The 13,395-nt window shown below is 59.2% G+C and carries 11 protein-coding genes; 8 read left to right on the top strand and 3 right to left on the bottom strand.

Annotated features, from left to right (window positions below; all coding sequences use genetic code 11):
• Nucleotides 1-831: 831 nt before the first annotated feature.
• A complete protein-coding gene (locus AC1Q7Q_RS32955; protein ID WP_492372603.1) occupies nt 832-1,278 on the bottom strand; it encodes a nuclear transport factor 2 family protein in 447 nt (148 codons plus the stop codon).
• A 30-nt stretch (nt 1,279-1,308) separates the two neighbouring features.
• Nucleotides 1,309-2,115 (bottom strand): alpha/beta fold hydrolase, encoded by an 807-nt coding sequence (locus AC1Q7Q_RS32950; protein WP_492372602.1) that lies wholly within the window; start codon nt 2,113-2,115, stop codon nt 1,309-1,311.
• A gap of 110 nt (nt 2,116-2,225) precedes the next feature.
• Between AC1Q7Q_RS32950 and AC1Q7Q_RS32945 the strand changes: the two genes are divergently transcribed.
• The 3 genes from AC1Q7Q_RS32945 to AC1Q7Q_RS32935 are packed head-to-tail and all read left to right on the top strand — an operon-like array spanning nt 2,226 to nt 5,114.
• A complete protein-coding gene (locus AC1Q7Q_RS32945; protein ID WP_492372601.1) occupies nt 2,226-3,119 on the top strand; it encodes an alpha/beta hydrolase in 894 nt (297 codons plus the stop codon).
• Between the two features lie 23 nt (nt 3,120-3,142).
• The gene (locus AC1Q7Q_RS32940) at nt 3,143-3,931 is read left to right on the top strand and encodes an enoyl-CoA hydratase/isomerase family protein (protein ID WP_492372600.1); all 789 of its coding nucleotides are present in this window, start codon (nt 3,143-3,145) and stop codon (nt 3,929-3,931) included.
• Between the two features lie 31 nt (nt 3,932-3,962).
• The gene (locus AC1Q7Q_RS32935) at nt 3,963-5,114 is read left to right on the top strand and encodes an alkene reductase (RefSeq protein ID WP_492372599.1); all 1,152 of its coding nucleotides are present in this window, start codon (nt 3,963-3,965) and stop codon (nt 5,112-5,114) included.
• Between the two features lie 52 nt (nt 5,115-5,166).
• On the opposite strand, the gene AC1Q7Q_RS32930 is transcribed toward AC1Q7Q_RS32935, so the two are convergent.
• Nucleotides 5,167-5,613: a MarR family winged helix-turn-helix transcriptional regulator gene (locus tag AC1Q7Q_RS32930; protein WP_492372598.1), complete on the bottom strand. Its 447-nt coding sequence runs from the start codon at nt 5,611-5,613 to the stop codon at nt 5,167-5,169.
• 639 nt (nt 5,614-6,252) lie between these two features.
• On the opposite strand from AC1Q7Q_RS32930, the gene AC1Q7Q_RS32925 reads away from it, so the two are divergent.
• The 5 genes from AC1Q7Q_RS32925 (at nt 6,253) to AC1Q7Q_RS32905 (ending at nt 12,254) form a co-directional block, all read left to right on the top strand.
• Entirely contained in the window at nt 6,253-7,491 is a 1,239-nt protein-coding gene (locus AC1Q7Q_RS32925) for a thiolase family protein (RefSeq protein WP_492372597.1), read from the top strand.
• Between the two features lie 3 nt (nt 7,492-7,494).
• Nucleotides 7,495-9,093, top strand: a complete 1,599-nt coding sequence (locus AC1Q7Q_RS32920; RefSeq protein WP_492372596.1) for an AMP-binding protein — start codon at nt 7,495-7,497, stop codon at nt 9,091-9,093.
• A 64-nt stretch (nt 9,094-9,157) separates the two neighbouring features.
• Nucleotides 9,158-10,273 (top strand): saccharopine dehydrogenase family protein, encoded by a 1,116-nt coding sequence (locus AC1Q7Q_RS32915; protein ID WP_492372595.1) that lies wholly within the window; start codon nt 9,158-9,160, stop codon nt 10,271-10,273.
• 170 nt (nt 10,274-10,443) lie between these two features.
• Nucleotides 10,444-10,902 (top strand): DUF3237 domain-containing protein, encoded by a 459-nt coding sequence (locus tag AC1Q7Q_RS32910; RefSeq protein WP_492372594.1) that lies wholly within the window; start codon nt 10,444-10,446, stop codon nt 10,900-10,902.
• A gap of 464 nt (nt 10,903-11,366) precedes the next feature.
• The gene (locus AC1Q7Q_RS32905) at nt 11,367-12,254 is read left to right on the top strand and encodes a helix-turn-helix domain-containing protein (RefSeq protein WP_492372593.1); all 888 of its coding nucleotides are present in this window, start codon (nt 11,367-11,369) and stop codon (nt 12,252-12,254) included.
• Nucleotides 12,255-13,395 lie beyond the last annotated feature (1,141 nt).

The following is a 13,395-nucleotide window of genomic DNA, read 5'->3' as shown; positions in this document are numbered from 1 at the left end:
CGAGCAGAAACAGCATGCGCTGCAGTACGAGGGAAAACGCGGGCTTCGCAGCCTCGCCTCGCCGAAGGTCATGCGATAGACCAACGGCTTCGTGTCCTTAATGCCAGGTCGCGTTCCGCACGCTCAACAGCGAGCAGCAGCCGCCGACGAACTGGTCGACCTGCTCGCCAAGACCACCGTCTGAAGCTGTTGCACCAGTGGCTCGATGGCAAGAATGCCATCTTCCCCCTGAACCTCCATGGCTTGGAACAGCGCCACGCGTAGCCGATCCCCATCGATGCCTCTGTCGATGCTAGCGTGTGCGACATGCAAGCTAGCGGGCCGATTTCACGCGCCGCGCTCTGCGCGATCATGCGGAGCGCGGCCTTGGCCGCGGCGAACTGAGCGTACCGCGCCTTGCATTCGTAGACCTCCCGAAGCCCACGTGAAGCTCACCGTGCCCAGGCCAAGCGGAACCATTCTTCTGGCAGCTTCGCGCTCAACGAGGAATCCTGCGAAGCAACCGACCCGCCAGAAGTCTTCAAACAATGAGGCTTCCACTTCCCGGAAACCGATCGCCCAGTCGTCGCCCGCGTTGAAGACTACGACTATGCGGGCGGCGCAGGCTTTCGCTCTCGTTCCGCCAGGCGAGCGTGCCGGGAGCACAACCGCATTGCGCGCATGCGCTCCTTCCTCGATTCGCTTGACCGCGCCGGGGAGAAACTTGTCCCCCATTGAATCGGAGCCTCGTGATTCAATTGCCAAGACTGCCTGTCAGATTAAGCCCAGCTAGTGCAGTTCATTCCAGGATTCTGCGCTTCACCAGCCTGCTCGATTGCTACTGTGGGACCGTCACGCAGGGTCAGCGGTATCGTCCGGTTGATAAAAATAGCTACGATCAATCTGGCCCTTCAAGCGATCGCCCAGCTCTGCGGAAAACTTCAGCAGCATAGGCAGCGGACGATGATGGATGCTGATCTCGACAATCTCTTCATTCGCATTCATCGTCAGCACCGTGACTCCTGACAATTCCAGGCCACTGTACGTACGAGCCTCCCATTCCAGCCACGTCCTCTTGCCGCTTTTCGCCTGGTCAGTGAACACAAGGTGCTCGTAACCTGCGCTGGCTCCTGCCATCACGATTTTTACCAGGTCGCGACCGACGATCGGCTTGGCAACCGCACTTGCGATAAATCGGACGTCAGCAGCAAGAGCGGTCGCAAATGCGTTTGCCGAGTTTTGAGTGAACGCATCCGTCCAGGGCTGTTCCTGTACCGCGCCGTGAATCTTTGTTGCCATCTTGAGTCTCCTTTAAAAAAATCTGGATAGTTATTTGCCTTGAGCTCGAGTGTTGCTGGCCCGGAAGTCAGAGAGAATTGTGGACACGGCAAGCGGCCGCTCCACGTGAGGCCAGTGACCGGCGCCCGGGATCAGTACGGTCGATGCCTGAGGAAATCGGGGCGTGACCAGCGAGCCCACCAGCTCCGGTGTAATGAATCCGTCGTCCGACCCTGCCGCGATCAGAACGGGGCCGTGATACTGGCTCGCAGATTGTCCGCCTGGATCGCCGCTGCTCCATGCTTCGAAGAGCGCCCGGACTACAGCCTCCCGCACTTTCATGCCGACGCCCACAAGATCGTCGAGTACATCCCCCGCGTGCGGCCCTGCAAACTGTCGGCGGAGATCGCGCTGGCCGTCGGCATTCCCGCCGAGTGCACGCATCGCAGCCGCAGTCTCCTCAGGGACTGGCAAGCCGCCTAGCGGTACTGGCGTCAGCAGCATCAGCGCGGCAACCCGATCAGGGTGCGCAGCGGCAATGAGTTCGGCAATCTGCGCACCCATGCTGTGTCCCACCAGCACAATTGGGCTGTCAAACTCCGCAACCACGCTGGCCACATCCTCAGCGAGGCAGTCCAGCGTAAACGGCCCGGCATCGGCCGCACGGGCTCCCATGCCCGGCAGATCTGGCGCCACGCAAGCTACTCCCTCTACCGCAAGTGCATCCATCACTGGCTGCCAGAGGCTCCCTTCATCCAAGAAGCCATGGACGAAGACAATGGGATAGTCGGTACGCCGCAGCGCAGCAAACGTTTTCGCGCCTGCGGGCGCTGTGCTTCCGGCAGCATGTGGTGTCATAGCCATAGTCTCCCTTTCTCTCTTAGCATAGACATGCGAGATTGCGTTTCCTATCGACGGGTGACACAATAGGTGTACATTCACCTATTTGTCAACACGGAGTTGATCGCATGATTAGAAGAACGGATGTCACCTTCCCGACCGATGGCGGCATCACCATCGGGGCGTGGCTCTTCCTGCCGGACGGTCCCGGCCCAAAGCCAGCCATTACAATGGCGCACGGCTACGCCGGGACCAAGCATCATGGCATCGAGTGCTTCGCCAAGGCCTTCGCCGAAGCAGGATTCGTGGTTCTCCTGCACGACCATCGAAACTTCGGCGCAAGTGGCGGCGAGCCGCGCGGCGACATCGATCCCTGGCGCCAGATTGCCGACTGGCGCAAAGCGATTTCGTATCTGGAATCACGACCGGAAGTGGACCCGTCTCGAATTGGCTTGTGGGGCACCAGCTATGCCGGTGGCCATGCCATCGTGCTCGGCGCGACGGATCGACGGCTGCGTTGCGTCGTTGCGCAGGTGCCAACGATCAGCGGTTATGAGCAAGGCCTGCGGCGCATATCCCCGGATGCTCTGGCTGCCTTGGAAGAGGCATTTGCCGAGGATGAACGAGCACAGTTACGCGGCGAACCGCCCCGCCGGCAAGCCATCGTCAGCGCCGATCCCGCAGTTGCCGCCGCCTACCGCTCGCAGGAGTCGATCGACTTCTATCTACAGTTCATTCCAGAAGGTACCTGGGAGAACGAAGTCACCGTGCGCTCGACGCGGGCGGCGCGCATGTATGAGCCCGGTGCCTGGATCGCCCGGGTGTCGCCAACTCCGTTACTCATGGTCGTCGCCAAGGACGACCGGGTCACACTCACCGATCTCGAGCTTGCCGCCTATGAACGCGCGCTCGAGCCCAAGAAGCTCGTAATGATTCCCGGTGGGCATTTCGATCCCTACCTTGGCCAGTTCGAACTGGCGAGCCACTCCGCGACTGAATGGTTTCGCGAGCATCTCCTCTAACCCCAAATACGTAGGACAGGACCATGAGCCATCTCGACCTGCACATTGACGGCACTGTCGCCACCCTCACCTTGACCAATCCGCCGCAGAATCGCTTGAGCATCCAAATGCTCGGCGAACTCGAGGCGGCGGTAGAGGCCATCACCAACGGCGGCGTGCGCGCCCTGCTGATCCGCGGCAACGGTCCGGATTTCTGCTATGGCGGCGATATCACTCCGTGGTCTGGTATGAAGACAGAGAATCTGCGTGCGCTCTTCGAGCGCTATATGTCCGCCTTCAACCGGATTGAACGCCTGCCGATCCCGACCGTCGCCGCCGTGCAAGGTATCTGCTTCGGCGGAGGCTTCGAGCTGGCACTTCGCTGCGACATCATTATCGCCACCAAGTCCGCAACCTTCGCCCATCCCGAGCAGTCGCTGGGAATCACCACGCTTGTCGGCGGCGTCTATCGCGTGGCAGAACGGGCAGGACGCGCCTTCGCCGCCGAACTCGCCTTCACCTCCGATCCGGTCAGCGCGGAAAGATTGCACCAGCGCGGCGTCGTCAACCACGTGGTCGCCGACGATGCGCTCGACCAGGAAGCCGTCGCACTAATCCAGCGTCTCGCTAGCGGACCGACCCGTGCCCACGCGGCGCACAAGGCGGTCCTGCGCCTTTGGGCGCAAGGTGGCGTGCAGGCAGCAGACGAGGTGATCTTCGACATCCAAATGCCGCTGTTCGAGACAGAGGACACCAAGCGCGGCTTGCAATCCGCGATGGAGGCACTGGCCAAGGGCATCAAGCGCCCGGTGCTCGCGTTCGAGGGCCGCTGAGCCGCTCTGCAATCACTCTCTTGACTTTCCCATGCACGTCACAAAACTATTTGAGCCACTGCAGCTTGGTCCCTTCCGCCTTCTGCATCGAGTCGTCATGCCGCCACTCACGCGCATGCGCGCGCCGGAACCGGACAACGCGCCGGACGAGCTTAATGCCGAGTACTATGCTCAGCGCACATCGCAAGGCGGGCTGATAATCGCCGAAGCGACGTCTGTCACAGCTTCCGGCAAGCCCTATCCGGCGACACCCGGCATCCACTCAAGCCGGCAGATCGACGGTTGGCGGAAAGTCACGGATGCCGTCCATGCGAAGGGAGGGGTCATCTTCTTGCAACTCTGGCACGGTGGCCGCATTGGGCACTCGTCGTTACTCCCAGGCGCCCAGCTGCCCGTGGGACCCTCGCCCGTCCGTGCACGCGGAGAAGCCTATACGGCAACTGGTGAGAAGGTGCCATATGAGACGCCTGCGGAGTTGGACGCCGAGGGCATCACCGAGATCGTCGACGCATTCCACCAGGGAGCCCATCACGCAATGGCCGCCGGCTTCGACGGCGTCGAGATTCATGGCGCTAACGGCTACCTGATCGAACAATTCCTGCAAAGCCGGACGAATCTTCGAACCGATGCCTATGGCGGCTCCATAGAGAATCGTTCGCGCTTCCTGATTGAAGTCACCAAGGCAGCCTCTGACGCCGCCGGCGCCGATCGAGTCGGGGTGCGGCTGTCGCCCTATGGGAAAGCGGGGGATAGCGGCGAGGATGATCCACTCCCTCTGTACACTCACGCGATCAAGGCGCTCGCACCGCTTGGCCTTGCCTACCTTCATCTGATCGAGCCTCGATCTAGCGGCGTGGGCGCAGCAGAGGTGGACCACCAGGATCAGCCCTCCGCCGCAGCACTGTTCCGTCCACTCTGGCCCGGCGTGCTGATTACTGCCGGCGGATTCGACGCGCAGTCTGCCGCCGAGGCAATTGCGGCGGGGCAGGCGGATGCAATTGGCTTTGGTCGAGCGTTTATCGCGAACCCCGACCTGCCCGCCCGCATCCGCACGGGTGCGGCACTCAATGCCTATGATCGCCTAACTTTCTATAGCAAGGGGCCGCGTGGCTACACGGACTATGGCGTGCTAGGCGTGTCAGCACCGGCAGAATGGCGGTCTGGTCGCGCGCCGCGGAGTTGATCCATTGTGCGAGACGCCTCCCGATGCGCCTCGCACTTCGGCCCGCGTCAACTCAGTCGATCAAGAGCTCCGTACTGATGACCTCCGACATCACCTTACGCATCTCGCGCGCCTTATTCTTGCCAAACTGCGTCTCAAACTCGGCCTGCGCTTTGGCCCAAGCCGACTCACCGTCCCTTACGCGCGACAACCCGGCTTTTGTGAGCCCGACGATACGGGAGCGGCGATCTCCAGGATCCACTTCGATCGCAACCAGGCCGTCGCGCTGCAACGGCTTGACGTTGTGCGTCACGGTTGTCCGGTCCATCACCATGGCGTCCGCCAGTTCGTTGATGGTCATCGGTCCGCGCGTTGCGAGGGAACGCAGGATGATGTACTGCGTTCCCCGTAAGCCGACTTCAGCAAGGCACGCATCGTAGAAGCGTGTCATATGCCGCGCGGCCTTCCGGATTGCCGTGCAGTTGCATAGGGTGATCTCTGAGGACATATCATTCGGCATGGTCGTATCCGCTTGCATGGCACCCATTCAGGAAAGAATAAGCGCATACGCACATATTAGCATTTTTGGAAGCCACGACCAGCCGAAGAGCCCCCCCAAGCCAATAGCGTCTTGCCAGATAGCGCTGGACCCTGTTGCAAGCCGCCCCAATCTGCCCTGAAGCAGTTCAGTCAGAAAACTGTCGCCCCACCTGGCCCTCATCATCGAATACGTGGAAGCGCGAACCACGCAACTTTTGGGTGCAGGTTTATCCCCTGCCACACAGCAACACGCCTGATCCGTCAGGAGCACGTTCGCCCGCGTGTCGCGGAACCACCCCGCTTTGAGCGGAAGTTCTTTGGTCAATTTTTTCAATGCACCCGGAGATTTTATTCAATACCGGGGCATCGCATCCGCATAAGCTCTGCACACATCCGGGACTTCTATAAGGCTCCGACGTAAGCCGGTTGGGGACTCTAACAGCGGTCGTACTGTCTCCTACGGTCACATAAGTATGCATGGAAGACTGCCTGTACCGATTCGGCGGGAAGCAGCAACCCAGTTTGCCGCTGACCGGCCATGGCATTCGGCCAATACGCACGGGATTAGGGTTTCGCATTCCGATTGTCTTGGCCTATTGATCTTTGGAGAAATCTATTTATGAAGCAAAGCGTCTACATAGCAGGCACTGGAATGACGAGGTTTGGAAAGTTCCTGGATCGTGGCTTAAAGTCGCTGGCCGCGGAGGCAATCAATGAAGCACTTGCCGACGCGGGGTTGGACAAATCGCAAATCCAGGCGGCCTACACCGGCAACGCGGCGGCCGGCGTCATCACCGGTCAGGTGTTAATTCCCGGTGAAGTGGTCCTTCGTGGCGTCGGGATTGGCAAGATCCCAGTCGTCAACGTCGAGAACGCCTGCGCCACCTCCGCGACCGCCTTCCAGCAAGCAGCGACCCTGATCAGCGCCGGGCTCTACGACGTCGTCCTGGTCGTCGGCTTTGAGAAGCTCTACAGCACCGATAAGCATCGCACCTTCTCCGTTTTTCGCGGCGCCGTCGACCTGGAGTCGATTGATGATGTCATGCGTCGCATCACAAAGGACATGGACAACAGCAGCACAATGGCCGATGCCGATGGCGCCGGCTCCCGGCGCTCCTTGTTTATGGATGTCTATGCCGCAATGGCCCGCGACTACATGGCCAGCAGCGGCGCGACGGCAAGGCATTTCGCGATGGTTTCGGCAAAAAATTCCTTCCATGGCAGCCTGAATCCGAAAGCGCAGTATCAAGATGTGTTGACGGTCGAGCAAGTCCTGTCCGCTCAGCGCATCGTCGACCCCCTCACCCTTCCAATGTGCTCGCCGATCGGGGACGGCGCGGCGGCGATGGTCCTGATCTCCGAGAAGATGGCCCGCCAGATGGGGCCAAAAGACCTGGTACGCGTGCGCTCGTCGGTGCTCGCCACCGGTTGGGACTATGCAGACGATGAGCCGGTCCACGTGGCCGAGTATGCAGCTAGACAAGCGTATGAGGCAGCCGAGGTCGGGCCGTCTGATCTAGACGTCATCGAGTTGCACGATGCGGCAGCGCCCGCCGAGATCATTTACTACGAGTATCTAGGCCTGGCAAAACGTGGAGAGGGCCTGGCATTGATTGAAAGTGGCGCGACACAGTTGGGCGGACGTATTCCCGTCAATACCTCGGGCGGTTTGCTGCGCAAGGGCCACCCCATCGGGGCATCCGGTTGCGCCCAGCTAGTCGAACTGGCTGACCAGCTCCGCGGACGGTGCGGGGGCCGACAAGTGCCCCGGGCGCGGACTGCCCTTGCAGAAAACGGTGGTGGGTGGATAGGTGACGATCCGGCAGTCGTCGTCGTTTCAATCTTGCAGGCGGCCTGATCTATGCAAACGTACCCGAATTCCACTCTTGCGGGAATTGTCGCCAATCACGCCCTCCGTGCGCCAGGAAGCGAAGCGCTGATTGTCGAGGGCGCCGGGCTGCGCCCTGACGAGATTCGAACCTATGGCGATCTTTGGCGCAACGCGCAACGCCTGGCTCTTGGCTTCAAACGACTTGGAACGCGCCCAGGTGAGTTCATTGGCGTGCTAATGGCGAACCATGCCGAATTCGTGGAACTGATGATAACGTCGGGCATCGTTGGGGTCGTCCTCGTTCCGATCGACCCACGGACCAAAGGAAGTCGACTGGCGTATGTGCTGAAAAGCTCCGGATGTACGGGTGTCGTTGCCGCCGACTACGCGCTCCCGAATCTTGAAGAAATTCGGGGCCAGTTGCCCGAGTTACGGTGGACCATCGGACTCGAGACCGATGAAGCGCCTGGAAAGATCGCAGAGTATGGACAAGTCATTCCTTTCCCAGCCGTTTGCTCGGAAGACGGCAATCTACCCATTGCCGTCAGTGATCCGTCCGCAGCAATGGAACTGATCTACACCTCTGGTACAACAGGGGACCCAAAGGGTATCGTCATGACACACCGACGATATTGCGACACGTCGGCAGCAGCGCTCAAGCTCTTTGGCTACGAGGCAGGGGACCGTCTCTATACTGGGCTCTCCCTTACGCACGCCAACGCCCAGATCATATCGCTCGGCGCCGCGCTCGCCGGTGGCCTGCGCTGCATGATGTCACGCCGCTTCACAAAGAAGCGACTTTGGGACATTGCGCGCAAATATGGATGCACGACATTCACCTTGCTCGGCGGCATGACCACGGCAATCTACGCGGAGCCACCGAAGGCCGACGATGCTGACAATCCCGTGCGATTCGTTGTATCGGCCGGAATGCCCGCTGCCATATGGGAACCGTTCGAGTCACGATTCGGCGTCGGGGTGCTCGAGTTCTACGGGGCGGCCGAAGGCGGCCTCGTTGTAAGGCCATTGGGAGAAGGCCCCATCGGGAGTATAGGGAAACCAGCGCCTAGTTTCGTCCATCGGATCGTCGACGAAGGCGGCGCCGATGTACCGACTGGTATATCCGGAGAACTACTGTTGCGTGCAACCGATGGTACTCCCTTCAAGGTCGAGTACCACGGCATGCCCGAGGCCTCATCGAAGAAGTGCGAGGGTGGCTGGCTACACATGGGGGATAGCGTCCACGAGGACGCAGAAGGTTGGCTCTTCTTTGATCACCGTTTGGGCAGCGCCATCCGGCGCAATGGCGAATTTATCGATCCCGCCCTGATCGAGAAAACCATTGCCGAGTCCGGACTGGTGGACGACGTCTACGTCTACGGCATCGCCACGCAGGGATGCGCTCCAGGTGAAAAGGATGTCGTCGCGGCGGTGGTCCCCAAGGCGAGCATACCCTTCGACTCTTCATCCGTCATCCATGCCTGCCGCGAGAAACTGCAACCCGGCCACGTTCCCGCTTTTATCCAGATTCTGCAGGAAATCCCCAAAACCGCCTCCGAGAAGCCTCAGGACCGCTTCCTTGTAGAGGCATTTCAAAAATATCCGCAGAGCATTCACGCGGCGCGGTGAGCAAATAGCTGTATTGCCATCGATCGTCACGACCGCAAAACCCCACCCAAAGAGGAGACAAAGCATGACCGACAAGAAACCCGTAGTTGTATACGGTGCCAGCGGCTATACCGGCAAGCTGATTGCCTGGCATTTGGCGAGAGCAGGGATTCCGTTCATCGCGGCAGGCCGCGACAAGACACGGCTCGAGGCACAAATGGCAAGCATTCCGGAGCTCCGAAAAGGCGACTTCGAATGCCATGCGGTCGACAATAACGTAGACGACCTTGCCCGGCTGTTCGATGGCCGCAAAATCGTCTACAACGTCGCCGGGCCTTTCATGCAACTCGCGGAGCCTGTCCTACAGGCAGCACTCAAAGCCGGCTGCCATTACCTCGATACGACCGGTGAAACCGACTGGATGCTCAAGGTCCGCAACGAGTATGGCCAAAAGTTCACCGATGCCGACCTTCTCGTCGCGCCAGCTTCGTCTTATATGTGGACGGCTGGTAACATCGCCGCTGAGATCGCGCTGGAATCGCCAGGCGTGGACACATTGGAGATTCTGTACCTGGCGGACACATCAACCAGCGTTGCATCGACCAAGTCCTTTCTGCGTATGTGTACAAAGCCGCAGTACTTCCTTGAGCAAGGGAAGCTGGTTCAATGGCCGTTTGCTACACCCTATGACGTCCGCGTGGCGGACTCTTCACGCGTCTATAAGTCCTTGCCGTGGTCGGGCGGCGGCGAACCTCTCTGGTATGAGACCGACTCGCGCGTGCGGAACTGCTCCACCTTGGTCGCCTTTCGCAACCAGGCGATGTTTGGCGCCATCATCGATACCCTGCTGGACTTCGAGAAAAAATATCGCCACCTTCCTGCTTCGGAGCAGGAGCGTGTTACCAACGAAATCGGGGGCGTGCTTACCCAGCAAGAACCGGAACGCGAAGATCCGGCGAAATGTCGCGGCGTGATTACTTGTTTCGGGCGAAGCAATACCGGAGGGGTTTCCGTAGTGCTCAGAGGAAACTCGCCCTATCTGCAGACCGCCGCGATCGCCGCGGAATCCTGCCGGCGCATCCTGGCAAATCAGTTGCTCAACACGGGCTTCTCCTCGCCCGCAAAGGCATTCGGGGCGCGCAGCCTCATGAGCGCACTGGCGACTCTCGGCTACCACACCTGGGAGTCCCAGGCGGTCTAGGGTAACAACCTGCCGTAGAGACATGGGATATCAGTCCACGAGCCCGGATTCCGGCTGTAATCCTGGATGTTCCGGTTCCCGGCCCGTCGCGAATTCCATCAGATGCTCATAAGGCTCGGAAGTGGCGTAGCAACTTTCAAATCAACAAATCAAGAAGGAAGGAGACCACCATGCTCGCATATCAACTGGACCACTTATTTACGTACTCCGCAACCTTGAAGCCGCCGGAGGTCCTTGGGGAAGTGCCTGAGGGTTTTCGTGTGAACTACTGGGTAACTGGGGGGGAGGTTGAAGGGCCAAAGCTGAAAGGCAAGCTCCTTCCGGTCGGCGCCGATTGGTTGACGATTAGACGGGATGGCATGGCGGCGCTCGATGTGAGGATTTCAATTCTGACGCACGACGGCGTATTGATCGATGTCGCTTATCCCGGCCTCGGCGATCTGGGTATCGACGGCTACGATAAGGTTCGCCGGGGCGAACTACCCAAGCACATGAAGTTGCACACGAGCCCGCGTTTCAGAACCTCTCACCCGGATTACGCATGGATGCACCGGGTTCTCTGTGTCGGAATCGGCGAAGTGGACTTCGAGCGCTCCGAAGTAATCTACGACGTCTACGCGACCCGTTGATCAGGCGGCAAGCATTGTGGCGATGCATGCTAGTCTGGGAGAGGCTCGAAGTAGCTGCTAGCCCGTTTCTTCTGACAGCAGCTTGCCGATACGAGGCTTGGCTCACAGTAGCGCAACGCTGAATGCCACGGCGTCGGCATGGCGATGTCTGCCCGGCCGACGCCCATCGGTCTGGACGACCTGCCGGGCATTCCGCCGAGGCGAATTCCCGTGCCCAAAACACCGGGTTGGTGTCCATACTGAATGATGCTCGGCCCCGATCATAGCTTGACCTACTATACTAATTTCGATACCTCGTATCGTTCAAGATCCTATGATTCTGGCACCACACCCTGTTGGCAAGTGAGCGGCCGTACCGGTGATTGGATGTTTTATGGAACGCAAAAAGTGATGTAGCCGTTCTTGCGCCCACAATTAGTGCATATATAGAGTCGCTAAGAAGACTCGCGAGGCAGGAGGAGAATATGGCAGAGCTACTGCGCCCCGAGGACGTCCCTCGCTGGGTTCCCGGCGAGGTCTTGCTCGCTAGCGATCCGCTGGACTGGCGCAACGTGCTCCTCAGGGCCTACAGATATTCACCGTCGGATGTATTTGTCCCCGCAATGCGGGATTTCATGCTCGTTGCATATCGTCAGGGGCCCACTTCCATGGATCGGAGAGTCGACGGTCCATGGTCGCACGAATTACTGGTGCCGGGGAACGTCTCCCTGCTCACTCGCGCGGAAGAATCTTATTGGCATTGGACCAGCGACATCGAGGTGATCCATCTCTATATCACCCGGGACGTCTTGGCGAAGGTCTCTGCCGACGTATTCGATCGAGACATTGTCGATGTTCACCTACAGGATATTTTAAAGACTGACGACCCTATTCTGCTCAGCGGTATAGAAGCACTCGCGGGCGAAGTACGGACAGACAGCCTCGGCGGACGCCTGTTCGTAGATGCGGTTACGACGCAGATGTGCATACAGATATTACGCAAGTACGCGACCGTCGTATTCCGCGAATATCAGTCGACGACCGGATTGTCACCCTTGCAAGCGAAAAAGGTTGCGGAATACATCGAAGCCAATATCGACCAGCCGCTATCGCTCGCTGAACTCGCGGAGGTGGCACATGTAAGTTCGTCGCATTTCCTTCGGCAATTCAAGCTGCGCTTTGGGAACGCGCCTCACTGCTATGTTATTCAGCGCCGTCTTGTGTGCGCACAGAATCTACTTTCAAGGACCGCTTTGCCAATCAAGGACATCGCATCCAAGAGTGGCTTCTCGGACCAAAGCCATATGACGCGTATCTTTCAGAAATATCTCAGCGCGACACCAAGTGTCTATCGTGCATCATTTCGCAACTAAAAATGGTAAATGGGTGATTCAAACTTGCGCGACCCCGGAGGCCCATGAATGAGCTTGCCAGTGACAATGATGGGATGAAGCTAACTGGCCCTGACTGGGCGCACGGTAAGCGTGTGCTTCTCGACGAGTTGGACCTTGGTGCCGTGGCAGGAACTTTTCGCGCGCTGATAGCGCCGCGCGCGCCGACCAGGCTGGTTGCCGGCCGTCCTCCATCAAAGCGATGCTGCGCCCCTTTAGGAGATCAAGAATCAGCGACTGGCTGCCGCGTCTGGATTGCAAACGTGCGACCCGAATCCAAGGCAGAGAGCGACCAGGGAACTAGCGGTACTCAACAACGATCTACACAATGATCGCGCGCGAGAGGCTTTGATCAAAGTCTCGATCGCTGCGTGATAGTGGGGGACAGAATGCTTTGACCCTCGATCGAGCTGATACATGGCCGGCTTAACCAGTTCGATTGCAATGAAAAAGAGATTCTCAGCGTCGGATAACCCCTTCTCGAATCCCCGCGGCTTTCCCATCGTTGTTCCACCTTGATTGCCTACTGCACTGCGTCCGCATTCTTGTGGCATGGCCAAATCATGCAGGAGTTGTCGCGTGCCAATTCTCCGGTTCGACTAGCGATTGCCGCACCGCCATCGGTGTGCTCGGTAGCGGAACACCCCCCATTGCTCCTCGGCCCAAGAGGCGGCGATCACCCGTTCTGACGCTTACCTGGCGGGCGGCGGAGCTAACCACTCCCATGTAGCCAGCTAGCCGGCTGAAAATCAGCTCTTCAGCGTCTCCCATGATGCGGCCAATCAACTCCTTGACTGTCGGGATACGATCCGCCGGGCCTGTTGTCAACAATCACAACCCGACCCTTGGCCTTCGAGAGCTCCTGGCCCTAGACGCGAGTCAGATTGTCCGTCGCCCCTCCCGGAGGAAACAGTACGACCACTCGGATCAGTTTGCCCGGGTACTTCCTTGCATCTTGTCCGAGGGCTTGCGGAACGCCGTTTGTCAGCCCCCCAGGCATGCTGCGCCCGCAGCCGCCCCAAATGTTCGTCTGTCCATGCGTTGTCTCCTTCCATTCTGGGTTTTGTTGCCCTCTTCTGGCCATCTTCGGCTGTCATGAGGGCTATAGTTTTGTCGCGCACCG

This window comes from Cupriavidus sp. GW823-FHT07A04, from assembly GCF_058794615.1.
The sequence above is the reverse complement of the archived record's forward strand: the minus strand, read 5'-3'. Positions and strand labels throughout refer to the sequence as shown.